Origin of the sequence: Synechococcus sp. BDU 130192, assembly GCF_963876085.1 — a bacterium.
Taxonomy (GTDB): domain Bacteria; phylum Cyanobacteriota; class Cyanobacteriia; order Cyanobacteriales; family MRBY01; genus MRBY01.
The window spans coordinates 99,224-123,552 of the sequence record NZ_CAWNNO010000044.1 but is presented as its reverse complement, the minus strand read 5'-3'; the positions used below and the strand labels follow the sequence as shown (position 1 = coordinate 123,552).

Below are 24,329 nucleotides of genomic sequence, written 5' to 3'. Positions count from 1 at the left end.
TACTGAGAGCCTCCTAGGATTTGAGGATAAGCAGAATAATTATGCGATTCTTAAAAGAGCGTCTTATCCTGTGTTTCAGGTTGGTTATTAAATAATGTTAACGTTTCTCAGGAAAGATTGTTAAATTTTCTGCTTTTGTGTCTAAAATCGCAGGTCATATTCGACAGAAAAACGATTATCGTTGTTGAGATCCGTTGAGCCTCGGACAAAAATCTCATCGTTGACCCGATACCGGAGACCAAACTGAGCGGGCTGGCTACTATTTAGAATTTGCAGCACCGACAGGGACAAATCTGGGCTGATATTGGCACTGAGTTCTGCCCCCAGCCCCAAGGTTGAACTGCTCTCATCTTCATCTTCTGTAATCACCGTGGGGAAGAGGCGTAGCTCGCTCAAACCAAGGGCATTGCCAATGACATCTTGGATATTACTCAAAAGGGCGGAACCAGCTAGGTTAGCCAAAGCTAGGGTTTCGTTGGTGCTGCCCCCGGTGAAGTTTTCTAAGAAAGATCCCCCTAAGAGAGAAATCAACTCCGTTTCACTACGGGGCGGACTACTGGTCAATTCAATATTTTCATCTAAATTGCTCGCCCGTCCCCGCACATTGGCTTGGATACGGATGGTTTCGACGGTGCCGATCTGGCTGGGGCCAAAGACGCTATTGTCACGAATTTCAGCAGAAAGGGGATCGGTAGTGGCAAGAAATGACCGGGAATTTTCCAACAGAGAAGTCTCTAGGGTGATGTCAAGCTCTGGGTCGAGGCCAAAGTTGGGGGTAAAGGTCGCGGTATTACGATTGCCCGCAAGCCGCAGTTGGGCAGCAAAGAGATTGACTTGACCTCGATCTAACTGAATCACCCCGGCAGGACGCAAATCATTGAGGGTGCCATTGAGGGTTAAATCCCCCGTTGCGAGGAAGTTCAGAATCGGTTGCCGGGTAATTTGCACGCGATCGCCAAGGGTAATCTTCAGGTCTTTAAACTCTGTGATCGCCCGCAGATCGACATTGGAAACGCGTTTCGGTGTTGGGGATGTCCCTGGGTCAAGCTGTTTATTCCCGGCCGTGGTTTGTTGGTCTGTGGCTGCGGCTGAGTTGCCATTACCATTGCCATTTTCTTGGTTCCCTGCCAGCGAAATACGCCCTTCTCGGAGGGTTAAATCGCCCCCAATGGTCGGCTCTAGGCTGGTACCAGCAATGATCAAATTGCCCGCAACGCCCCCTTGGTAGAGATCAGGCAGCACAAAGTTGAGATCTTCTAGGCGCACATCGAGGGTTTGGCTCTCGGTCGTCGCCCTGGCGAGGGGTAGTTGCCCAGAGATTGCCACCTGGCCACCACTAAAATCGCCGGTGAGTTCTTGGACGGTTAGGGTATCTAGATTAAAGTCAATTTGCCCATGGACATTGGTCAAGGGGGCATCGGGCAGTACCTGGGCTTGGATCTCTGCCTGGGCGATCGCCACCTGACCGTCCGCCACCAGATCCACTGGCCGCCCCGTATCGGGATCAATTTCTCCGTCAATGGACAGATCCACTTCCCCTTCACCGCCCAGCCAAGCCACTTGACCCCGCGTCAAAATATTTAAGAGGGCAAATCCTTCATTTTCAAGGTTAAACGTGAGATTGAGCGCGTTACTCTCCGGGACAACCATCGCATTGGGGAGTTGGTAGGGAATACTGCCCGTAATTTGGAGGGGGTCAGCCTCGGCCACCAGTTCACTATCAACGATGAAATCGAGGCGGGCATCATCATAGGTGAAGTTCCCCTTGACGCTATTGATTGGCGTGTCATTAATACTAGCGTTGGCCATGGTCATTTCGCCCCGGGCCGAGGGATCATCAGGAGTTCCCGCAAGGGCGGCATTGGCATTAATAAAACCGTCGATCGCCACCGCCTCAGGTAAATCAACAAACTTTTCTAAAAAGGCTACAGGGACTTCGGTGAGGCGCAATTGTCCCGTTTGGGTATCGCCCCCAAAGCTACCAATAAAGCTTAGGCGTCCCCCGCCATCTTGTTCCGAGAGACGAATGCCCACGGGCCGCAACGTTAAGACCCGATCCCGCAGCACACCCCGCGCGATAATTTGGGGCATCGTGATTTCGCCCCACTGCCAAGGGGAACCGACAATCTGTGATTCGCCAAATACGGCCACTTCGCGATATCCGCCAGTGAGATCAAAATCCGCCTGGAGGCCAGTCTCTGCATTGTAGGCAAGGCTCAAATCGCCGCTAAATTCTCCCCTTAGGTCTGCTAATTCTGCGGGCAGGAGTGGTTTACTCTCGGCGACATCTAGATTGAGTTGGCTTTGGACGCAACTGAGGAGAGCGATTCTTTCGGCAAAGGATTGTTGGCGATCGCCACGGCTGTAGAGGGCCGGATTTTCGCCATTATTTTCCGGCGGAGTCGCTTCAGCCATGCCGTTGAGGAGGGCATCACAACGATATTTTTCCCGTTCAGGGGGCGTGGCATCGGCTAATTCCAGGGTGGGTTGGGCTGGCACCGCCACAGACTCAATTTCGGTGGTGATGGGGGGCGGATCCTGGGGACGGTTGGCATAGAGATCGGCGCTCTGATCGAAGCGACTGGAACGGCCAAAATAATCCGGTAGGGACAAACTGCCGAGATTTTGGAAATCGCCGTAATCGAAAATTTGCAGGGCCGCTAAAACATCTTCAATCCGGCCTTGTTCGATGGTGCCCGTGGTTTGAATAGTTGGGTTAGGACGGTTTTCGTTGGCTAGGGCAATGGTGCTATCGACGCTGTAGAGGCCACCGTTTTGCGCCCATTGGAAATCCTGGAGCCTGAGGGTATCGTTGGCAAAGTAAAAGTTTCCACTGAGGCGATCGCCTTCAAGATAACCCAGCATCGGTTGGGCGATCGCCACCTGACCGGACACCGAATTCGCCTGGAGATCCGCCCGCAGTTCACTGGAGAGTCGTCCCCCCAAGACCATCGTTTCTAGGGGAAAATCAAGCCGTTGCAAAGCGGGTTGTCCCTGGGCCACCTGTTGAATCAAGGTAACGGGGAGGTTGCCACTACTCAGTTGGAGTCGGGTCGGTTCGAGGCCCGCTTGGTTGTACTCCAGGGCGAGGTCTAGGGTCGAGCCATCGAGCTTGAGTTCGGCCTGTTCTGGGCGGAGACGGGAATTCAGACGGGCAAAAATCTGGTCTTCTTCCCCTTCGATAGCGATAATGGTGCGGCGATCGCTGCGGGTTTGAATGGTGCCCTGGAGGGTGGGGTCGAGGGTTAATTCGGCTAACTGCACATTATTGAGAGCGACTTGACCATTGATCTGGGGCTGCTGGAGCGTCCCTTGGATCGTGCCCCGAAAATCCCCTTGACCTACAACATCGAGGGCCTGGGCCACCTCCGGTAAAGGCAGTTGCTGGAGATCGAGATTTTGGGCTTCTAGGTTGAGGGCCAATTGTGTAATTGCTTGGCTTGCATCGCGACCGAGGCGATCGCTATCAATGGTTAAGACCCCATCGGCCCGGAAATTTTCGGCGATCGCCCTTTGGATTTGCAGTTGCTGCCCATTCCAAGCCCATTGACTGGTTAACGAAGAATTAATCAGGGCGACCCCTTCACTGAGGCGCAGATCTCCTTCGGCCCGCACGTTCTTTAGGTCTGGCTCGGTCACATCCGCCGTTAATTGCACAGCGCCACTGCCAATTCCCTCCAGGCTACTATTGAGGCGATTCAGAGCCAAATTTTGAGCGGTAAAATCCCCCTGGAGTTGGCCATTCTGAAGCCTTAACAATCCACCGTCAATGACACCGCCTGCTAGTCTGGCGCTCAGGGAACCTTGGGCCAAAATCCCCTCTACTGAGAGATCCTCTAAATTACCCCGCACCTCAAACTGACCTTGGCTGGGGACTGTATTTGCAACATTGGCCAATTGGGGGGCAAAGCTCACTAAATCTACATTATTTAGGGCGGTACGGCTGTACCATTCCCCCCCAGCGACGGTGACTCCCTCGGTGCGAATCTCGCCATTGCCCACCGTGAGGCGTCCGGAACCCGTTGCTTCGACAGTATTTAAGTTCACTTCGGCTAAAGTTCCCCCAGTCTGGAACTGGCCGGAGTAGTCCGCCACTAGAGTACGGGGAACAGCGGGTAAAATTTCTTTGAGATCGAGACTATTTAGGGCCAGGTCAGCACGCCACCGACCATCCCCAACGCGAATATTGCGGGCGATCGCCTGACCATTGGCAAAACTGGTGCGGGCCTGACCGGTAATGTCGAGGGAACCCGCTTGCGCCTGGGGTTCTGACCGGCCAAAGGTGCCCGCAACTTGGAAATCACCATTGACGATACTGCGCTGGAGAAAGGAGGGCAGTTCCTGTTCCGTAAGCTGGGCGAGACGCAGTCCCTGGGCGCGGGCAGGGGTTTGGAATTGGGTTTGGGTAATGCGCAGGTTGGGCATTGTCACCAGGCCCCCAGCCACGGGCACCACAGCGGTACCTGAGACGACAAATTCTGAGACTTGGTTCAGGGGCGCTTCAAACACCACATCTGTGCGGCCCGGCCCGGCAGTGACGGGTAAATTGAGTTCGTAGAGTTGGGCCAGGGCATTTGTCGGTAATTGATCACCCTGGGCTGCAATGGCGATCGCCCCAGGCGAAGATGTACTCTCATCGGCCAATTGAATCACCCCTTGGCCAGTGATATTGCCCCCCAGGGTAGGTTGGGCGGTGAACTGCTCAACCAGAAAACGATTACCCGTAATGGTCAGATCGCCCTGAAAACGCTCCAGGGTCAGGCGATCAACTTTTAATTGGCTGGCATTCGTTGCCGCAACGGCCAACTGAATTTGTTCCAGTGGCCCCCCAAAGGTCACCGTCGTTGCCAATTGACCCTCCACCGGAAAGGCTGGGGATTCTAATTCAAAGGTGTCCAGGATTTGGGCAATTTCGGCGGGGGCTGTTTCAATTTGCCCCGTAAAACCCGTTTCAAAATTGATATTTAGATCGCCATTAAATGGAAGCGTCCCCAGGCGGCCTGTCGTCTGTTGGAATTGAAGTTCTTGGTTTTGAAAGCCAATTTTGCCAGAAAAATCTTCTACGGGTTTGGCAAGGGCCGGAACGATTAGGGTCGAACCCTCGGCCATTAACTCTCCATTCCAATCGCTGAGGTCGCCTTCTTCTAGGAATAACTCGATGGCACCATCTACTACACCACCGGAAAAGGTGACAGGGGGAACCACCAGGTTAGAAATGGCGACAGGGTCTAATTTCTGGGCGCGAATCCTGAGATTGCTGGTTTCTTGGTCAAAATCGAGGATTCCTTCGATGTTTAAGTCTCCCCCCGATGCTAACTTACCCTGGACATCAAAATTGATTACTTTGTTTTGGTTCGTGAGGCGGCCTTTCCCGGAGGCGATCGCCAACTGCACAGGGGGACTCAGGGTGCCGGAACGTTGGCGGGCAATTAACGTCAGTTGACCCCGGCGGAGGCGGATGTTGTTGATATTGACTTCGAGACCTTCGGTGTCTGGGTCATCGGGAGCAATGTTCAAATCTAGCCATCTGCGGGCTTGGTTTTGCTCAACGGTCACCTGGGGATTAATCAGGGTGAGGTTTAGGTCTAAGCGCCGCTGGGTGAGCAACGTCCACAGGTTAAAATCAACGGCGATCGCCTCAACCAGAAGCTGATCATTGGAATCCGCCGTTGGTGGCAGTTCAGACGGGCCAAACCGTAATCCCCCCAAGGAAAATCCTTGCACTGACCCCAGGTTAATGGGGCGATCAATTTGCTTATTAAGCTGCTGCTCAATTTGTGGTGATAAGCGCTGGTAGATGTAGTAACGCCCATAGCCTAGGCCCGCTCCCACGGCTAACACAAGGCCCACAGCTGCCCCCGTAATGAGACGTTGACGCCGACGGGATGGTGGAACTTGCACTGAGTTTTCGGAAGAAGGGGGAAGGTTTTGGCTCATGGTGGCAACAGTTTGCAAGTGTTGCGATCATTATAGAGAGGATGACCCTATCGCAATGGCTTTTGTCGCTTTTTAATTACCACAGATTTTGGATCTGCCCCAAACGGTCAGCGAAAAAATTTTGGTACCAATTCCATACAGCACAGATTCCCCGTGGCCCTAGTGTCAAAGATTTATTTTTTGACCGTCGCTACATTAATAAATTTGTCACAAAAAAAGAGAAGTAATCACTTCCCTTTCTCAACCCTAAATCATGAATGGATGTCGTTGTCCCTGACAGAAATTCTGTTGACTCAAGCCTCTTTCTAGAATTTGATGTTTTGGGCCATCGCTTTAAAAGCAGCCATGTTTGCCCCTGGGCGGCGACGATTGGAACGGTTGCCGGGTTTGAGGAGATAGTTTTCTGCAAAGGCTCCAACTTCTACTGTCTGTGCGAGGACGGCTTCTCGGCTTGCAGCTTGAATGGCGGCAACAATCACATCGGTGGGATCATTAACATTGGGGGCCGGGGCACTAGCTACGGGAGCGGGGGCCTCTTGGGAAGCTTCAGTAGTAGGGGCTTCTACCTGAGGTGTTTCCTGTACCCGCACTTCGGGCGCAACAGATGCTTCGGCGATTGTGTCGTTACCTTGGGAAGGTAATTCCATGAAAAAGTTATCTTTCTTTTTTCCTAAAATTTTTCCTAGCACGGGCAAGCTCCTGAATATTAAAAATGAATTAAAACAGCACTCAACGCACCAAATGATTAAGCCTGAATATTTTGGCGGTGTTAAGTTACGCTGATTCTATTGATTAAGTTTTATGAAGTCAAGGCAATCCCGGAAATTCAAGATTTTTTAAGTATTTATAACCATCACTCCCAGGGAAAATGATAAAAAAGAGCCACAGTGTGCAGAAAAATGAGAGGCGATCGCCATGGGTCAGGTAGAAACAATTTTGGGCGCAATGCCAGGGGATCCCCTCAAGGGGCTACGGGCCGCTGATCAACGGTGGCAAAATTGGCGACAGGGTCAGATTGGCGCTCCGGCGATGGTGCAAATTGGTACGGAAGACTGCCCTGACTATGATTGTGATGTGCTCGTCTGTGGGGGCACTTTAGGCTTGCTCCTCGCGGCGGCCCTGCAACGGCGGGGCTGGCGGGTGATTATCCTGGAGCGGGGGCCATTGCAAGGGCGCGTTCAGGAATGGAACATTTCCCGAAGCGAGTTACAAACATTCCTCGATCTCGATCTTCTCAGTGAGACAGAACTGCGCGAAGTCATCGTGACGGAATTCAACCCCCTGCGCATCCAGTTCCATGGGGGAGACCCCCTTTGGGTGAAAGATATTCTGAATATTGGTGTGAGTCCCCGGCGGTTGCTGGCAATTTTGAAGGAAAAATTCCTTACCTGGGGTGGCAAGATTTTTGAAAATCATCCTTGCACAGGGATTACGGTTTCGCCGCAGGGGGCGATCGCCAGGACTGAGAAATTCACGTTCCACACCCGCTTAATTTTGGATGGTATGGGGCATTTTTCTCCCATTGCCCAACAGGTGCGCCAAGGCCAAAAGCCGGACGGTGTCTGTCTAGTGGTGGGAAGCTGCGCCCAGGGGTTTGCGGCGAATAGTAAGGGAGATTTAATCTATTCATTCACGCCGATTCGCAACCAATGTCAGTATTTTTGGGAAGCCTTTCCCGCCCACGATGGCCGCACTACTTATCTATTTACCTATCTCGATGCCCATCCCCAACGGTTTGACCTGGCTTTCCTCCTGGAGGAATATCTCAAACTGCTGCCTGACTATCAACAGGTGGATTTAGCGGCCTTAGATTTTCAGCGGTTTTTGTTTGGCTTTTTCCCAAGCTATCGTCGCAGTCCCCTGCGTTATCCTTGGGACCGCATTTTGCCCATTGGCGACAGTAGTGGCGGCCAATCCCCCGTTAGTTTTGGTGGCTTTGGGGCAATGTTGAGGCATCTGGAGCGACTCACCAACGCTTTAGATGATGCCTTGACCCAGGACTGTTGCGATCGCCAAGCCCTCGCCCAGCTACAACCCTACCAACCGAATCTTTCGGTCACCTGGCTGTTCCAAAAAGCGATGAGCGTTGGGGTCAACCAAAGCTGTCCACCAAACCAGATTAATGACCTGTTAAATGCAGTCTTTGGGGTGATGGCCCAGTTAGGGGAAGATACCCTCAATCCATTTTTGCAGGATGTGGTGCAGTTCCAAGGCCTAACGAAGACATTACCCAGGGTGAACTTTAAAACGGTGTTGCCCCTGTTGCCCCATTTGGGGGTGGGCGCGTTGGCCGATTGGTTGCGCCATTACCTTGCCCTGGGTCTCTACACCTCAGGCTATGCCCTCAGTCAGCGTCTGCCCATGGGAGATAGTTACCAGGCCAAACGACGGCGTGAAGCGTGGCAATATGGGTCGGGCCAAGATTTTCATCAGGCTGGACTCACGGAACAGGACTAAGCACAGCCCACAAAAGCGAGGTCTCAAAAGGCGATCGCCCCCAGACGATTTTGCAACATCTGAGGAAACTGGGCGTAGTAGCGTTGATTTAGGGGGGATGGGTGGGGCAAAGGCGACAAAGTAACGATCTTTTGGTGTTCCATTCCCAGATCGTCCACCGCCCGGAGGGTCACTTGCAAGGATGTTTCAAAGCGATCACCCCGCCGGAAGAACCCGTTTACCTCTCCCCGTCGTCCGTAGGGGTCAAACCACTTAAAGGCTTCCGTACCCAGGGTGATGATTTGGTTGCCCTGCCAGTGCAACACCAACAGCCGCTCCACAAAAGGGCGAAATCGTTCCTTAACCGACACCGGATAGGCCTTGTTGCCCGGTGGTTTGTAGGGCACCGTATTGGTCAGCAAAATGCGATCGCACACCGTCGCCAATTGCGCCTTGTCATGGATTTTTTTGTGGTGAACTGCATAATAAAATCCCTGGCGTACCAGGGTGCCCGCAGCACCATAGAGGGGTTGGCGGGCGTGCACCTCATCCCGTCCCAAATCCCGCCCGAAAAAACACAGGGATGCCTTGAGATTCCCCGCATAGAGCACTGGCTCCGTAGGATTAAGGCGTGCTGCTTGGTACACAGGCACATCAATGGGAAATGGTTCCCGCTCTGCCTCTGTCTTTACCTGGGCAATTAACGTCGCAATATCCGTCATGGTCTCAACTGGAGAGGGCTAGAAATCTATGTCATTGTTGGCGATCGCCACTGCCCTTTGTCAACCCAAATCATCGCTAACGGCGTCTTTTTCTCGCCTAGAACAGCAAAAGCTACATCAAATCTTCACAAAATTGTCTAGGAGAAATCTCTATAATTTTTTCTTAAGAATTACTTTCAAACGTCCCACAGTCAACATGTTCTTGAACTTCACAAAAGTTAAAACAAGCTTCAGTGTTTATACGTAGAAAGCAACAACGGAATTAAGAACCGCCTCAATACTTGTGCGGCAATAAAAATCAAAATAAAGCGAATAAATTCCCATGCAAAGAAAATATTGTTTGGGTTTATTGTACTGTTAATCGCTTGATTTCTAGGGTTTTAAATCAATAAATTGATTTGTATATTGTTGCAAAGTTTTTGTTAGGTGATCGTGATGTTATGGGTATATTAAAATCGAGAATGCTCTAGACACAGAATATGACTGCTGCAGGCAATACACTCAGTTTCATCGCCGATCAACTAAACCAGTTGTGCCAAACCCGGGCTACGGGGGAGTTGATTGTGGGGAATAGTCAATACCAGGGGCATATTCATCTCCTGTCCGGGCGTCTTCTCCATGCCACCGCCGGTATCCACTCTACCCGTCGTTGGTACCGCATTACCCAACGGCTGGCTCCCCAGTGGACGCCGAATCCCCAAGAACTGATCAGCTCGCAAATGTGGGAATATCAGCTCCTTTACCAAGGGATCACAACCAAACAACTGACGGTCATGCAAGCGAAGGCAATTATTCGGGCGATCGCCCAGGAAGTCTTCTTCGATCTTGGTTGCTATGCCGATGCCACCATCGAATCCCATGAAACCCAAAAAAATGCCACAGAAATCGCCCTCAGTTTGTCCTTGTCTTACCTAGAAGTCGAACCCGACCTCAAGCGAGTGATGCAACTCCAACAACAATGGCAAGCCGCTGGTCTTGGTAACTTGAGTCCCACCCTCGCCCCAGTGCTAAAGGCAGGTATTGATGCCAGTGCCCTTGGCAGTTTGGGGCAGTATCTCAATGGACAATTCACCATGTGGGACATTTCTGTGTGTCTTGGTAAATCGGTTAATAGCGTTGCCAATGCCCTAATTCCCCTATTAAAAAAGCGCATTGTTCAACTGAAAAAAATTGCCGATTTACCCCCTCCCCTAGGCCATCTTGCAGAATCTACCGATGCTGATGGCCCCACCTCCGGCAGTCTGAGATCGCCCGAAAAGCGTGATGCCCTCATTGCTTGCATTGATGATAGCCCCGTGATTCTCCAAACCCTACGGAAAATCCTCGAAGGGGCTGGTTATCGCACCATCGGCATTAGTGAACCCATGCGGGGCGTTGCCAAGCTCATCGAGAGTCAACCGGACGTGATCATTCTTGACCTCGTGATGCCCAATGCTAGTGGTTACACCGTGTGTAAGTTTCTCAGACAAACCTCTGTGTTTGAAAAAACGCCAATTATTGTCTTGACCAGCCGCGATACCTTGATTGATCGCAATCGGGCCAAGCTCGTGGGGGCTTCAGATTTTTTGGGGAAACCACCGGATCCAGAGAAAACCATTGCCTTAATTGAAAAATATTTAGATGAAGTTGCCGCACAGGATAATGAAACAGAAGATGTCACCTTAAAAGTTTCTAGCTCTACCCGATAAAATTTGACTTTTCAAAGTTTACTTAAGGGTTGCTCTCAAACAAAAATTGTTATTTAATTTGAATTTTCCCCAGAGGTTTGTAATGGCAACTTTATTATTAGTTGAAGATAGTCCGACAGAAGCACAAATTATCACAAGTTGCCTAGAAAATGCCGGGTTTAGCTTGCTAAAGGTGACGACGGCAGAGGCAGCGCGGGCCATCTTGGATCACAAAATGATCGATGGCATTGTCTTGGATGTGGTGCTGCCAGGCCAAAGCGGTTTTGGCTTTTGTCGTGAGGTGAAAAATAATCCAAAAACCCAAAATATTCCTGTCATCATGTGCTCTAGCAAAGCTGAAAAAATGGATAAAAAATGGGCCAGTAAACAGGGGGCCAATGATTATGTCACTAAACCCATTGACCAAAATGAATTGTTAAACGCGGTACGGCGTTGGATCCCTTAAGCTTGGCGCTGCCTGATTTGCCATCCCGTCTAGCGCAACTATTTGTTGACTGAAGTTTGATTTGGAGCGTTGTTTATGGCCCCTGTGACCTCTGCCCCGGAAAGTAGCACAACACAATACATTGGTATTCTTTTGGCCGATGGTTTTCGGGCCATGGTGCCCACGGCTCAATTGGTCGAAACGATCAATGTCGAGTTGGGACACATTGTGCAAATGCCTGATTTGCCGCCTGCGGTGGTGGGGGTCTGTGGCTGGCGCGGCGATGTGCTGTGGCTGGTGGATTTAGCCTATGCCCTGCGTTTGCCTCCTTTATTGGCTGGTGATTATGGGCGATCGCAATGCCATGTTTTACGGGTTACGGTCAACCACCAGACATTCGGGATTCTCGTCGCCGAGGTGCAGCATCTCATACGCGGCGATCGCCTGGAGTTATTACCTGGTCCTCCAGGGCAAATCCCCCGTGAGGTTTCAGCTTTGGTGGCTGGCCAGTTTCGGACGGCTTCGGGGGAAACCATCTTGAGCATCAACCTCGAAGCCTTGCTAGATCACCTCAAATCCCCAGGCTAATTTTTCCAGACTGAATAATGAATCGGCCTAATGTTTCGGCCCCTCATTTTTTCATTTCCCTGCGTTTATCTAAATTGAAATTCCCTGAAACTGCCATGACTCAAGCTCCCTTCCGCCCCAACAGCTCCCAAGACAACCGTCTTCAGCCCCAATCCCTTGGCCACGACCGCAAAGAACGACCCATTGAAGAAACAGTGACCATTGTGCCGGTACAGGCCACCAACGCCAACAACGGCAAGCATTCCACCCTCACCTCAAAGGCTGGCACCCTTGTGAGTGAACTCAGTAATCTTCGTTCCAACATCGACATGATGACGGAAGAACTCCAATCTCTGTTAGCCACAGAACGGGCGGCAGTGGAACGGGCTGAGCTTCTCAATGCGATGACTTCCCACATTCGTGAGTCCTTAAGTTTTGAATATATTCTCAATGCGACGGTCTCGGATGCGCGCAATGCCCTGGATGTAGACCGGGTGGTGGTGTATGTCTTTGATGATCCAGATTGGCTCGGCAAAGTGATGTACGAGTCTGTGGAACGGCGGTGGCCCAGCGCTTTGGGAATGTCCTATTCTCTAGTGGGGTTGTCAGACCATGCCATTCGGCTCTTTCAGCAGGGGCGGGTTGAAGCGTTCAATAATCTCGGCCACGGGACGACAACGGATGATACCCAACTGGATCAATGGCAACAATTGGAAGTCCAGGCAAGTTTAACGGCACCGCTGCTTTTGGGGGGAGAGTTGTATGGGTTATTGGTGGCCCACCAATGTGCGATCGCCAGGGAATGGTCAGAGTCGGAGATCGAATTTTTCCGGCAGTTAGCGGTGCAGGTGGGTTACGCCCTCGACCAGGCCCAATTGTTAGATCAACAGCGGGCGGCGGCGGAACAGGCTCAATGGTTAAACCAAATCAGTGCGCGGATCCGGGAATCTCTCACGCCAGCGGATATTTTTGCGGCGGTGGTTCAGGAAGTGCAAACTGCGCTCCGGGGCGATCGCACGGTGGTCTATCAGCTCGGTGAAAATGCCCTTGGGGGTCAAGTGGTTGCTGAGGCTGTGGAACGGCAATTTCCGACAATCCTGGGCCTAGAACTCGATCTTCCCTGGTTGGAGGCCTCCCACCAAGACGCCTATCTCCGGGGTCAGGTGACTGTCATCGAGGATATCTACGATGCCAACCTTGATGAAGCGGTGCTCAATCACCTAAAGGCAAAAGGGATTCGCGCCAGTGCGATCGCCCCCATTATCGCCCGCCAAAAACTCATGGGCTTTTTGATGGTGCATCAATGCTCACTACCCCGCCGTTGGGCCGATAGTGAACTAGAGATTTTGCGCCAGGCCGCCACCCAGGTCAGCACTGCCCTCGATCAAGCCTTTGCCCTCCAACAGCAAGAAAATGCCGCCCTCCAGGCCCAAATTCTCAATGAATTGTCGTCCCGTCTCGGTAGTTTTAACGACACCGCAGAGATCCTCGAAACAGCAGTAGACGATGCCCGCGAAGCCCTCCAAGCCGACCGAGTGCTCATTTTCCGGGTCGATGGCCCCCAAAAAGCCATGGCGATCGCCGAAGCTGCCGATCCCCGCTGGAAAAGCCTCATGGGCAAAACACTCCAGGACTGTGGCCTCGATGAACGCTACCTCAAGCAGGCCCAGCGCGGCAAACTCACCGTCCTAAATCGCCTCAGCGACATCGGTTTGAGTGCCTCCCAACTAGAAACCCTCGACCAGGCCCAGGTGCGGGCGATGATGATTGCTCCTATTACCATCGAACGCAATCTTTTCGGCCTGATCGTCGTCCACCGTTGCCAAGGTGCCCACCCCTGGCAAGAGGTCGATAGCAACCTACTCCAGCAAATTAGCAACCAAGTTAACTTTGCCCTCGAACGCATTAGCCTTATTGAACAACGGCAGATGACCGCCGAGCGCGCCCAACGCCTCAGTGAGATGAGTGCCCGTCTCCAGGAATCCCTCGAAGTCCAAGAAATTCTCAGCGCCGCCGTCGAAGAAGCGCGAGACATCCTCACTGCTGATCGAGCGATTGTCTATCGCTTGGATCAAAACTGGCGCGGCCTGATCAATGCAGAATCCGTTGTGTCTGGTTTTGAGTCGATCCTGGGATTAAAAACCAACGAACCCCGTGTCACCGAAAAATTTGCCAAGGCCTACATCCGGGGGAAAGTGACGGCCTACGCCAACATCTACGAAGCTGACTTTATCGACTGTCACATCACCGAATTTGCGACCCATGCCGTTAAAGGCTACATGGCCGTTGGCATCGTCGCTAACCAAAAGCTCTATGGCATGTTGATCGTGCATCAATGTTCTGGGCCGCGCCAATGGACTGACCTAGAGATCAATACCCTAAAGCAAATTGCCCAGCAGATTGGCTATGTTCTAGAGCAGGCGTTCCTCAAGGAAGAACAAGACCGTGCCAAGCGCCTGAATGAAACCCGGATGCGACTCCAGGCCGCCTCGACGGTAGAGGCCATTCTCAATGTCGCCGTCGAAGAAGCCCAGGATCTTTTGGGTACAGACCGGTCGATTGTCTATGAATTTGATTCCTCTTGGAAAGGGCTAATCACCGCAGAATCGGTGGAGCAGGGCTACCCCACAACCCTCGGCTTACGCACCAATGAACCCCGGGTCACAGAAAAGCTTTCAAAAAATTACCAGAAGGGTCACATCGTCGCGATTCCCGATATTTTTAATGCTGATTTTGTTGACTGCCATGTGAATGAGTTTGCCCCCTATGGTGTCAAGGGTTATATGGCCACCGGGATTAGTGCGAACCAACGTCTCTATGGCATGTTGATTGTGCACCAATGTGCCAGCACCCGTCTTTGGAGTGAGGTGGAAATTGATATCCTCCGTCAACTCTCAGAACAGGTGGGGTATGCCCTCGACCAGGCCCTCCTCCGCCGGGAACAGGAGCAGGCACTCGTCCGGACACGCCAAGTAAACCTCATCAGTTTCCGGATCCGTGAATCCCTCGATCTAGAACGGATCTTCCGGACTGGCGTCGAAGAAGCCCTCAAGCTTATGAAGTGCGATCGGGTCGTGGTTTATCGCTTTGATGACAACTGGGATGGCCGGATTAAATACGAAGCCGTCAAATCCGGTTGGCGCAAACTCAGCGAAGATATGATGACCTCCGGCGATGCCCCCTGTTTCCCCGAAGATTACGTTGAACCCTATCGCCAAGGGCGGGTGCAAGTGACCCCCGATGTCTCCCAAGCTGGCCTCACCGCTTGTCACGAAGAACAACTCGGTAAATGGCAGGTAAAGGCCAACGTGGTGGTTCCCATTCTCGTTAACCAAAAGCTTTATGGTCTTTTGGGGGCGCACCAATGTTCGAGTACCAGAGAATGGGAGGCTCCCCTGGTAGAGTCCTTCCGTCAGGTGGCGATCCAGTTGGGCTATGCCCTCGACCAAGCCCTCCTCCTCGAAGAAGTCGAAACATCCCGTCGCCAAGCAGAAATTGTTTCCGAAGAACAGCGTCAACAGCGGGAGCAACTCCAAGGGCAAATTGAAAACTTCCTCGAAGAAATCGAAGAATCCTTTGAAGGGGATTTGACCGTGCGGGCTGGGGTCACCGAAGGGGAAATGGGCACTGTCGCTGACTTTTTCAACGCCACCCTCGAAAATCTCCAACTGCTCGTACAGCGGGTACAGGAATCGACAACCATTGTGTCAGACACTGCCCAAGAAAGTGAATCCTTGATTCAAAACCTGTCTGCGGAAGCGTTGCGCCAAGCTGAGAGCGTCAATGTGGCCCTCGATAAGCTCTTTAAAATGACTGGATCCATCCAAGAGGTCGCCAGCAACGCCCAGGAAGCCCAAGCCAAAGTCCAATTGGCCAACAAAACCCTCCAATCAGGGGACATGGCCATGAACCGGACGGTCCAGGGGATTGTGGCGATCCAACAAACCGTTGAAGCAACGGCCCGCAAGGTTAAAAATCTGGCGGATTCTTCCCAGAAGATCTCCCGGGTCTTAAACCTGATCCGCGAACTGGCCAACCAAACCAATCTCCTCGCCCTGAATGCTTCTGTGGAGGCAACTCGCGCCGGGGAAGAAGAACAGGGATTTGCCGTCGCCAATGAAGTGCGCACCCTAGCGGAACAATCGGCCAACGCCACCAAGGAGATTGAGGCGATCATCGAAGAAATCCAGGCGGAAACCAACGAGGTAATCAAAGCCATGGATGTGGGCCGGAAGCGGGTCTTGATCGGGACGAAATTAGTGAAAGGGACACGCCAAGCCCTCACGGATCTTGCCAAGGTCAGTATGAGTATCAACCAAACCGTCGAAAAAATTGCGGATTCGGCGTCTACCCAGGTTGATATTTCCAATGAGCTGAACCAAACGATGCAGGATGTGGCCAATGTTTCTAATCAAACCTCCGCCCAATCGGTGAAGGTGGCGGAATCGTTCACCAAGCTCCTGGGAGTAGCCGGGGAACTGCAACAGAGTGTGTCTCGCTTTAAGGTGCAGTAGTTGTCGGGGTATCGGGGAGAGGCGATCGCCCTTTCCCCACCCTGTCGAGTAACATCGCATCGCAACATTATTTTTTATCATCACATCGGTTGAGTAGGGGATCATCATCCAATCATGGCCAAGGAAACAGTTGATACAAACGATCAAGCCTATGAATTCTTTGTCCAGGAATCACAGGCGCTTTTGCAGCACCTCGAAACGGGTTTGATGAACCTCTGCCAAGACCACGAAACACCGACAATCCATGGTTTGATGCGGGCCGCCCATTCCATTAAAGGGGGAGCCGCCTGTGTGGGCTTGATGGCTATCCAAGCGATCGCCCATGATCTAGAAAACGGCATCCGGGCTCTTTACAAAGAAGACACTGTATTCGATGTGGAGCTGGAAAACCTGTTGCTCGAAGCCTATGACGCCCTCCAAGACCCGATCAATCAGCAAATTCACCAGGGAGAATATGACCCTGACCACGCTTTAGGACGGGCAAAACCGATCTTTAGCCAGTTAGAAGAGAAGTTAGGCCATGCCCTAGATGAAGCGGCAGAACTGCCAGAAATGCAGATGGAAGGGGATATTACTGAATTTATTTTCAAAGAAGAAGTCCCCCAAGCCCTTGGTCGCCTCGAAAATTACGTCAACAAACCGCCGACGAAAAATCCCCACGGGGAACTCGTTTCCCAAATGGAAGTTTTGGCAACCCTAGGCGATATGTTGAACCTCGAAGGCTTTGCGGCGATCGCCCAGGTGGCCCAAACGGCCCTTGAAACCAATGCTGAGCAGTACCTAGAGATTGCCCGCTGCGCCCTTGCTGATTTCCAAGCGGGCCAAGCCGCTGTCCTCGCTGGCGATCGCACCCAGGGTGGAGAACCCAGTGCCGCCCTCCACCAACTCAGCCAAACCCAGACTCCCTCCCCGTCAACGACACCAGAAGCTCTTCCCCTAGAGACGGTCAATGACCTCGTGAATAACGGCAATGGCGAAGATTTAGGAAACGGTCTTTCCCTCGATGCCGATGAACTGGCCGCCCTCCAATTTTTAACCCAAAATGCCCGACCAGAAGCCGAGATGCGACCCGTCCTGAGTGACATTGATCTGGCTGAACTGATCCTAGAAGCCGATGACGCCCTAGGGGAGGTCGATGTAGATCTCACGAGCTTGGTGCTCATGGATGAACCGGAACCCAGCGAACCGATCATCCAGAATGATATTGTTTTCACCGAGGACGAGACTCCCCCCAGCCCTCCTCAGACTAAGGCGTTAGAACCCAAGTTAATTCCAAATTCTGCAGCAGCAGCACCAGTCCCAGAAAAGGCTCCGGTGCCAGAAAAGGCGATCGCCCCCCCTGCCAATCCCGTTCTACCAAGCATTGACACCAATAGCCTCAGCGTGCGCCTCGACATGGGCCGCCTCAATCACCTCAACAGCCTGGTTGGCGAATTAGTCACCCAGGACAACAGCGCCCTACTCCGGAATAAACAAAGCAGCGACACCCTCGATTCCCTCAAACGCTGGTATGGTCGCTTCGATAAAATTACCGCGCAATTCCAAGAATATGCCAAAGAACTAGTGGTCAAAAATCCCCAGGCCCGGGCTCAGTTGGCACAATTTGTCATTTTTGCTTCGACCATGACCGAGGAAATGGCCCAGCTCAGTGAAACCATTGAAGACACCACCCTCATCGCCCAGCAGGATCAGCAGGCCCTCAAACAACGACAACAAACCCTCAAACAACTAGAAAATAATCTAATCCAAGCGCGGATGTTGTCCATTGGGGAGCTTCTGAACCGTTTTCCGCGTACTGTGCGTGATCTTTCCGTTAAGGGTAATAAACCCGTCAGCCTGAACCTAGAAGGAACCGATACCCTTGTGGATCGAGCGATTTTATCGAAGCTCTATGATCCTCTGGTTCACTTAGTTCGTAATGCCTTTGACCATGGCATCGACTCCCCCGAAGAGCGCCTTGCCCACAATAAATCAGAAGCGGGCACGATTACAATCAAAGCCTACAACCGGGGCAACTCTACCTACCTTGAAATCCAGGATGATGGTCGCGGCATTGACATTGAAAAGGTTCGTGCCAAAGCCGTGCGCAAAGGCTTAGTCAGTGCCACTGAAGCGGCGGAATTATCTCGGTCACAACTGTATGAATTACTCTTTGTTCCGGGTTTTTCAACAGCAGAAAAAGTCAGTCATTTATCGGGTCGGGGGGTGGGCCTTGATGCGGTACGTCTGCAAATTCGCGCCCTCAAGGGGAATATTTCCCTGACCTCTGAGCTAGGCCAAGGGACAACTTTTACCCTCCGGCTCCCCTGGAGTATGACCATTACAAAATTGTTGATTTTCCGTTGTCAGGAGAGTGTCTTTGCGGTTCCCATCAATAGTTTGTCGGCGATCGCCGCTGCCGAAAAAGCAGATCTCACAAAAGACGGTCATCAAGAACAGTTCCGCTGGCAGGGGAAAACAGTGCCCCTTGTCCAAGCCCTCCTGAGTGGCTTTAATTATCCCGCTTCGGCCATTGCCAGTCGCCAACAAATTGGCTCTTTAGCCCAGGGCAATATCAGTAATATTTGGAATCAAGTGGGCCAACAGATGGTTTTGGTCATGGCCCAGGCCAATGAAGTGATTGGTTTGCGGGTCGATCAAATTCTCCTCGAACAAGATCTGGTGATCAAACCCTTTGGGACGGCGATCGCCTCACCTCGGTATATTTCTGGTTGCACCATTTTAGGGGATGGTCGTCTCGTTCCTGTCCTAGATAGTGCCGCCCTCATTGAACGGGTCTGCCAAAAAGATAGCCACAACACAACCATCATTAATCCCCAATTCCAGACCCGCCAGCCAAAATTAACTTTGCCGACTGTCCTCGCCATTGATGATTCTCTAACGACCCGACAAACCCTCTCCACCACCCTGCAAAAGGCTGGTTATCGCGTCATCCAGGCCCAAGACGGTGCCGATGGCCTCAACCAATTGGAGCTTCACCCTGAAGTGGTCGGGATTATTTGTGACGTGGAAATGCCCAATATGAACGGCTTTGAGTTTCTCGGCCGCTGTCGCAAAAAACATCCAAAAGCGGAACTTCCGGTGCTAATGCTGACTTCCCGGGGCAGTAAACGCTACCGGCAGTTGGCCCAGCAGTTGGGGGCAAATGGCTACTTAACGAAGCCCTATTTAGATCAAGAGTTAATTGAAACCCTCCAAGGGGCGATCGCCGAAACAAAGGCACAACCAGCGGCGATCGCCACCCCTTAATTACTACAGAAATTAGCTCATTTTCGGACGGCGTACCTGTTGGTCTTCCATCTGGGCCTTGGCTTTGGCGGCACTCTTCCGTAGGAACTGGAGCCGTGTTTCGTAATCCTTGCGTTTGCGGCGGTTGGGGGTTTGCTCAATCAGGGCTTTAAGGGCACTCCCCAAACTCTTGTAGGCATTGGGTAGGGTATAACCAAACCGAGTAGCGAGGCGAATCGCCTGTTCGTCGGCATCAATGGCGATGGTCATCCGTTTTTCACCGCTATTTTTTTGCCACAGTCGGTAGCCCGAAAAACCACAAAGGGCGATCGCCAAAACCAAGAGCAAACCATCCTGAACCCAAAGCTCGCCCACAGCACCCCCCAGACCAATGGCGAGGGCTGCCATTTCCCAGCCTTCCCGGGGAATTGTATCGTTCTGGATCTTTGCGACTTCATGCCAAAACAAGAGGTTGCGTTGGTCAATGGCGAGATTTTCCCACTTCGCCAAATCAATTTGAATTTCGACTTCATCTTTGCCTAATTCTTCGCAGCGGATGAGGGGGGGATTGACTTCTGTGGTGCCCTCAACCATCACCCAACTTTGCAACTCAGGGGGCAACAGCGTCTTGAGGCGACGCAGCTCACTCATTTCGGCTCTGGCAGAAAAAGTGGAATAGGAAGTCATAGGATCGGCAATCTGTAGGTGGGCTAGGGAATAAATTCTTGCTTCGTTATAACAATTGTAAACTTTCGTGACCTAATCCTTTTGTTAACCTTGGACAGCATCAACAAAGGCGATCGCCTAGGAAGTCAAAGAGGCATTGCGAAACTTCTTTGCCTGTTCTTCAATGCGCTCAGCCAAGCGATTACAAACTAAATTACACAGGTCGTAGATCAGTTCATCACTGACCCGATAATAGGCAGAAGTTCCTTCACTCCGTCGCTGTAAAATTCCCGCCTGGAGCATCACCTTGAGGTGTTTAGACACGTTTGCTTGGCTTGTATCCGTTGCCTGAACCAAATCCTGGACGCAGCGTTCCCCGTCCTGTAAAAGACCTAAAATCCTCAACCGCATCGGTTCTCCCAGAACACTAAAGTACGAAGCTACCTGTTGGAGAACTTCTGGGGGCATCTGATGGTCGTCAGGCATTGGTTTTCTCAGAAAAAGGAATAGATAGTTTAAGACTATTGTATCAATTGATTATTGGAACGCTTAGGTTGGGTTGACCCACATTAGGGTCTGACCAAATTCAATGGGTTCACCGTCTTCAACGGCAATTTTAACAACTTCACCGCTGACTTCTGCCTCAATCTCATTCATTAATTTCATCGCTTCGATGATGCAAACGGTTTGACCATTGCCAACGCGATCGCCGACGGCAACAAAGGGATCTTCCCCAGGGGCCGGCGCGCGGTAAAACGTTCCCACCATGGGGGAGGTAATGGCGACCCACTTATCATCAATGCTCGCACTGGGAGCCGAGGTTTCCGCTTGGGGGGCTTCTGGGGTTGCAGTCGGTTGAGAAACAACGGGAGTGGACGTCGCTGGTTGGGCGATCGCCTCAGGCATCACCATCGTCTGGGGAGCAGCCACAACAGTACCTTTGCTCACACGGAGTTCAAAATCATCGGTTTTGAGTTCAAACTCGGTGACATTGGTTTGGCCGATGGTGGATAGAAGTTCTTGGATCTCTTGTAAATTAATAGCCACAGAACAGGTTATTCCTCACAACTGCATGGGTAGGGGGGAGATCCAAGCCAGGATTAGTGCGGATCTCCAAAAAAGCTTTGGGGCTTTATTCGCGACCGAGATAGGTATCGGTGCGGGTATCGATCTTGATGCGCTCACCAATCGAGATAAAAAGAGGCACATTGACCTGGGCCCCTGTGGAAACGATGGCGGGTTTGGTGCCCCCTGTGGCCGTGTCGCCTTTCACACCAGGATCTGTCTCCGTGACTTCGAGGACAACGGTATTCGGGAGTTCAACGTCAATGACTTGGCTGTTCCAGAAGAGGACATTAACTTCCATTTCTTCCATCAAGTATTTAACGCGATCGCCAATTTGCGCTTCCGTTAGGCGGACTTCCTCATAGGTTTCCATATCCATAAAGACAAACTGCTCGCCCTCTTTATAGGTATGTTGCATAGTGCGTTTGTCGAGGATCGCTTGGGGAACGGTTTCACCAGCGCGGAATGTTTTTTCAACGACGCTGCCTGTTTGGGCGTTTTTTAGTTTTGTCCGGACAAAGGCGGAACCTTTACCGGGTTTAACGTGGAGAAATTCGACGACGCGCCACACTGAACCGTCTAATTCGATGGATGTACCAGTACGAAAGTCATTACTTGAAATCATGGAGCTTTAGCAACATTACGGGCTTGCATAATCAAACCATATTCTACCGTTGATAGGGAAATTTCCGGCTAAATTCCTCCACTGCTTTCGGGGGGAGGTGTTTTTCAGGTTTTAGGGGTGGCGATCGCCGCAATGCCGCAAACTTCTAAGCCCCCACGCACAAGGGTTTGTTGGGCTTCGGTGGCCGTTGTCCCTGTTGTGTAAATGTCGTCAATCAGCAAAATAGGCCGGCGCAATCCTTGGGATATGACTTTAGGGTTAAGAGAAAAAGCCCGTTGCAGCTCCCGTTGTCGTTGTGCCACCGTCAGTTCAAAGAGGGCTTGGGTTGCTTTTGGGCGTTGGAGAAGCTGGGCTTCGTAGCGTAATCCGGTGACTTGGGCAAATTGACGGGCGATAATCTCTGCTTGGTTAAAACCCCGTTGCTGTTGTTTTGCGGGGTGCATTGGGATAGGGATAACGGTTAATTTTTGCTGGTTTGGAAAGGATTTTCGCCATTGCAAACCCAATTGGGTACCGAGCCAGCGTCCCAGTTGAGGGCAATTGTCGTATTTCATTGTGGCGATCGCCCGTTTGAGAATGCCGTCATACTGGCCCCAGACGAATAGCGGCAGATCGTTTTGCCAGTGGCGTTTAGGATTGATGAGCTTTGTTTTTTGTAATTGGCGATCGCAGTCCCGACAGACGATATTTTCTCCAGGGCGATCGCAGAGGGGACATTTATCCTGAAGAAATAGGGAAAAGAAATCTTGAAAAAGCTTCATGCAAATTGGCGCAATCTATTTAGACATGGCTGGTATTAGCAAAAAAGACTTGCAGTTGCTCATAGGCAGTTACAGGCAACCGAGACTCTAAGCTTTGCCACTGGCTTGGTTGAAGCGACTTGACCCCTAACAATTCTAGGGCGATAACATTTTCATTCTGGTCATAATCCAAAATTATTCCCGCACTGATTTCCTCAGATTCAACGTAACTCCCTTTCTGAATCTTGAGATAGGCAGCATCCGTTTCTGGGTCGTATTCGATCATGTTCATCCCTTAAAGCTCCTGTCAAAAAATACAGTAATAATGACGGGGGGTTGTTTTTCTGAATTGTAAACGACCCTTAAAGCACGATTTCCATACTCTGGGATGCGTTTCCAGGCTCGGCAAGCATTTGGCCTCTCGTCTCGGTCAATATAATCTGGCGCCGTTAAGGTTCGTCGTATCCATTCTGGATTAATATAATTACGATCGCTTTTTTGTAAGACGTCACGGGCATGGCGGGAAAGTATATACCCATCGAGGGGGTCAAGCATTGGTACTACTGATATTCTAGCCCTACTCATTTTACGTTTTGGAAGAAACAAAAAAACTCTCCTAACCTAGGAGAGCATCGAAGTAGCGACAGGTTATTGATCACGAGTAACGAGTAGTTTCTATTTAGCGAATTGAATGTCTAAGGTACGCATATAAATTTGCATCCCTGCATCCTGTACCGGAAAAACAAAGGCATCTTCGTCAGACTCATTGTGGTGGGAATGCCAAAGGCTCGGCGGCGTTACAAAAACGCTATTGGGCTGCCACATCACTTTCACTGGGTTGATGATATTGCCATCGTTATCAAGGGATTTGCCGATCAACGTGTAGGTATTTTCTTTCGCTGAAACCGCTAAATCTAAGGCAATGGAATTGTGACGGTGGGGCTTTTGGGAAGAATGGGGCGGCACCAGATTATACAGAGACCACATGGTGTGGGTGGCGGTGCGGGTGGCTTCACTTTCGGGGTTGCCTAAAATTACACCGTTACGGTTGAGGTTGCGGCGAATGCCTTCTTCCCGGATACGTTCAATTTCGCTGTTGAGATATTCGCTGGCGTAGAAAGCCGGTTCAAAGCGGGGGGCAGTGGGCCGAACGCCAAGATAAGCCAACATCGGCGCATCGTGAACCCAATAGAGCGCACTATCTTCATCGGCATAGTGGGTAACGCCTGCATTCATTGGCAGGGTAAAGGAGTCACCTTTTTTCCATTCGAGCACGCCATATTCAGTTTCGGTACGCCCGGCACCACGCATCACATAAAAAACTTCAGAACTGGAAGCGGCGATCGCCGGAATCTGTTCCCCAGCATTAATCCGAATATAGTTAGCGAGAAGATTCGGAGTCGTGGCGGGGTATTTTGTCCCCAGTTCCACCGCAAGGTCGAGGGGGATGACCCGTGTTTCACCGGATTCATGGAGGCTGGCCGGAAATGCACGAATGGGTACATCTGCTAAACGCGGATTGGCTGCCTTGTGATATTCCCAGCTGAGAGCTGTCTTTTGCCAAGTCTGATTCATGACATTTTCCATATCCCGACTCCCGCTCAACCTAAATTGATGCCTAAAGAAAAATGTCTCTCCGCGACGCCCTATCAAGCCATTGTTTGGGTCGATGCAAAGAGATGTTTAATCAAAGTTAACATGAATGCCAGTAATAACA

17 protein-coding genes are annotated in these 24,329 nt (G+C 51.4%); 6 read left to right on the top strand and 11 right to left on the bottom strand.

Going from position 1 to position 24,329, the window contains the following annotated elements; genetic code table 11:
- Positions 1-141 precede the first annotated feature (141 nt).
- The gene (locus AACT35_RS10635; RefSeq protein ID WP_099239934.1) at positions 142-5,937 is read right to left on the bottom strand and encodes a translocation/assembly module TamB domain-containing protein; all 5,796 of its coding nucleotides are present in this window, start codon (positions 5,935-5,937) and stop codon (positions 142-144) included.
- A gap of 305 nt (positions 5,938-6,242) precedes the next feature.
- Entirely contained in the window at positions 6,243-6,584 is a 342-nt protein-coding gene (locus AACT35_RS10630; RefSeq protein WP_062431571.1) for a hypothetical protein, read from the bottom strand.
- Positions 6,585-6,852: 268 nt separating this feature from the next.
- On the opposite strand from AACT35_RS10630, the gene AACT35_RS10625 reads away from it, so the two are divergent.
- On the top strand, positions 6,853-8,394 hold the full coding sequence (locus AACT35_RS10625; protein WP_099239932.1) for an NAD(P)/FAD-dependent oxidoreductase: 1,542 nt from the start codon (positions 6,853-6,855) through the stop codon (positions 8,392-8,394).
- Between the two features lie 23 nt (positions 8,395-8,417).
- On the opposite strand, the gene AACT35_RS10620 is transcribed toward AACT35_RS10625, so the two are convergent.
- Positions 8,418-9,095: a uracil-DNA glycosylase family protein gene (locus AACT35_RS10620; RefSeq protein ID WP_012305685.1), complete on the bottom strand. Its 678-nt coding sequence runs from the start codon at positions 9,093-9,095 to the stop codon at positions 8,418-8,420.
- Between the two features lie 479 nt (positions 9,096-9,574).
- On the opposite strand from AACT35_RS10620, the gene AACT35_RS10615 reads away from it, so the two are divergent.
- The 5 genes from AACT35_RS10615 (at position 9,575) to AACT35_RS10595 (ending at position 19,537) form a co-directional block, all read left to right on the top strand.
- Positions 9,575-10,783: a response regulator gene (locus tag AACT35_RS10615; RefSeq protein ID WP_030006794.1), complete on the top strand. Its 1,209-nt coding sequence runs from the start codon at positions 9,575-9,577 to the stop codon at positions 10,781-10,783.
- 82 nt (positions 10,784-10,865) lie between these two features.
- Complete coding sequence (locus AACT35_RS10610) at positions 10,866-11,228, top strand: response regulator transcription factor (protein ID WP_030006793.1); 363 nt, start codon at positions 10,866-10,868, stop codon at positions 11,226-11,228.
- A gap of 75 nt (positions 11,229-11,303) precedes the next feature.
- Entirely contained in the window at positions 11,304-11,795 is a 492-nt protein-coding gene (locus tag AACT35_RS10605) for a chemotaxis protein CheW (RefSeq protein WP_099239930.1), read from the top strand.
- Positions 11,796-11,890: 95 nt separating this feature from the next.
- Positions 11,891-16,288, top strand: coding sequence for a GAF domain-containing protein (locus AACT35_RS10600; protein WP_045441824.1), 4,398 nt, complete (start codon positions 11,891-11,893; stop codon positions 16,286-16,288).
- 114 nt (positions 16,289-16,402) lie between these two features.
- Positions 16,403-19,537 (top strand): hybrid sensor histidine kinase/response regulator, encoded by a 3,135-nt coding sequence (locus AACT35_RS10595; protein ID WP_099239926.1) that lies wholly within the window; start codon positions 16,403-16,405, stop codon positions 19,535-19,537.
- Between the two features lie 12 nt (positions 19,538-19,549).
- Here AACT35_RS10595 and AACT35_RS10590 read toward each other — a convergent pair whose 3' ends face one another.
- The 8 genes from AACT35_RS10590 to AACT35_RS10555 form a co-directional block, all read right to left on the bottom strand.
- Positions 19,550-20,203, bottom strand: coding sequence for a DUF3318 domain-containing protein (locus AACT35_RS10590; protein ID WP_012305691.1), 654 nt, complete (start codon positions 20,201-20,203; stop codon positions 19,550-19,552).
- Positions 20,204-20,320: 117 nt separating this feature from the next.
- A complete protein-coding gene (locus AACT35_RS10585; protein WP_012305692.1) occupies positions 20,321-20,668 on the bottom strand; it encodes an ArsR/SmtB family transcription factor in 348 nt (115 codons plus the stop codon).
- A 63-nt stretch (positions 20,669-20,731) separates the two neighbouring features.
- Positions 20,732-21,229, bottom strand: coding sequence for an acetyl-CoA carboxylase biotin carboxyl carrier protein (accB, locus tag AACT35_RS10580; RefSeq protein ID WP_099239924.1), 498 nt, complete (start codon positions 21,227-21,229; stop codon positions 20,732-20,734).
- An 85-nt stretch (positions 21,230-21,314) separates the two neighbouring features.
- Positions 21,315-21,872 carry an elongation factor P gene (gene efp / locus AACT35_RS10575; protein ID WP_012305694.1) on the bottom strand — a complete coding sequence of 186 codons (558 nt, stop codon included), beginning with the start codon at positions 21,870-21,872 and terminating at the stop codon, positions 21,315-21,317.
- Positions 21,873-21,976: 104 nt separating this feature from the next.
- On the bottom strand, positions 21,977-22,633 hold the full coding sequence (locus AACT35_RS10570; protein ID WP_099239922.1) for a ComF family protein: 657 nt from the start codon (positions 22,631-22,633) through the stop codon (positions 21,977-21,979).
- Between the two features lie 19 nt (positions 22,634-22,652).
- Positions 22,653-22,904: a DUF2283 domain-containing protein gene (locus AACT35_RS10565; RefSeq protein WP_099239920.1), complete on the bottom strand. Its 252-nt coding sequence runs from the start codon at positions 22,902-22,904 to the stop codon at positions 22,653-22,655.
- Positions 22,901-23,167, bottom strand: a complete 267-nt coding sequence (locus tag AACT35_RS10560) for a DUF4258 domain-containing protein (protein ID WP_099239918.1) — start codon at positions 23,165-23,167, stop codon at positions 22,901-22,903. Before AACT35_RS10560 ends, AACT35_RS10565 begins: the two co-directional genes overlap by 4 nt.
- A 120-nt stretch (positions 23,168-23,287) precedes the next feature.
- Positions 23,288-24,187: a hypothetical protein gene (locus tag AACT35_RS10555; RefSeq protein ID WP_223209900.1), complete on the bottom strand. Its 900-nt coding sequence runs from the start codon at positions 24,185-24,187 to the stop codon at positions 23,288-23,290.
- Between the last annotated feature and the right edge of the window lie 142 nt (positions 24,188-24,329).

What these genes read in the sequence shown, in the direction of transcription:
- AACT35_RS10600 (WP_045441824.1), top strand. Translation starts at nt 11,891, where the DNA reads ATGACTCAAGCTCCCTTCCGCCCCAACAGCTCCCAAGACAACCGTCTT.
- AACT35_RS10555 (WP_223209900.1), bottom strand. Translation starts at nt 24,187, where the DNA reads ATGAATCAGACTTGGCAAAAGACAGCTCTCAGCTGGGAATATCACAAG.
- AACT35_RS10560 (WP_099239918.1), bottom strand. Translation starts at nt 23,167, where the DNA reads ATGCTTGACCCCCTCGATGGGTATATACTTTCCCGCCATGCCCGTGAC.
- AACT35_RS10610 (WP_030006793.1), top strand. Translation starts at nt 10,866, where the DNA reads ATGGCAACTTTATTATTAGTTGAAGATAGTCCGACAGAAGCACAAATT.
- AACT35_RS10625 (WP_099239932.1), top strand. Translation starts at nt 6,853, where the DNA reads ATGGGTCAGGTAGAAACAATTTTGGGCGCAATGCCAGGGGATCCCCTC.
- AACT35_RS10565 (WP_099239920.1), bottom strand. Translation starts at nt 22,904, where the DNA reads ATGAACATGATCGAATACGACCCAGAAACGGATGCTGCCTATCTCAAG.
- AACT35_RS10635 (WP_099239934.1), bottom strand. Translation starts at nt 5,937, where the DNA reads ATGAGCCAAAACCTTCCCCCTTCTTCCGAAAACTCAGTGCAAGTTCCA.
- AACT35_RS10620 (WP_012305685.1), bottom strand. Translation starts at nt 9,095, where the DNA reads ATGACGGATATTGCGACGTTAATTGCCCAGGTAAAGACAGAGGCAGAG.
- efp (WP_012305694.1), bottom strand. Translation starts at nt 21,872, where the DNA reads ATGATTTCAAGTAATGACTTTCGTACTGGTACATCCATCGAATTAGAC.
- AACT35_RS10570 (WP_099239922.1), bottom strand. Translation starts at nt 22,633, where the DNA reads ATGAAGCTTTTTCAAGATTTCTTTTCCCTATTTCTTCAGGATAAATGT.
- AACT35_RS10605 (WP_099239930.1), top strand. Translation starts at nt 11,304, where the DNA reads ATGGCCCCTGTGACCTCTGCCCCGGAAAGTAGCACAACACAATACATT.
- AACT35_RS10590 (WP_012305691.1), bottom strand. Translation starts at nt 20,203, where the DNA reads ATGACTTCCTATTCCACTTTTTCTGCCAGAGCCGAAATGAGTGAGCTG.
- AACT35_RS10615 (WP_030006794.1), top strand. Translation starts at nt 9,575, where the DNA reads ATGACTGCTGCAGGCAATACACTCAGTTTCATCGCCGATCAACTAAAC.
- AACT35_RS10585 (WP_012305692.1), bottom strand. Translation starts at nt 20,668, where the DNA reads ATGCCTGACGACCATCAGATGCCCCCAGAAGTTCTCCAACAGGTAGCT.
- AACT35_RS10595 (WP_099239926.1), top strand. Translation starts at nt 16,403, where the DNA reads ATGGCCAAGGAAACAGTTGATACAAACGATCAAGCCTATGAATTCTTT.
- AACT35_RS10630 (WP_062431571.1), bottom strand. Translation starts at nt 6,584, where the DNA reads ATGGAATTACCTTCCCAAGGTAACGACACAATCGCCGAAGCATCTGTT.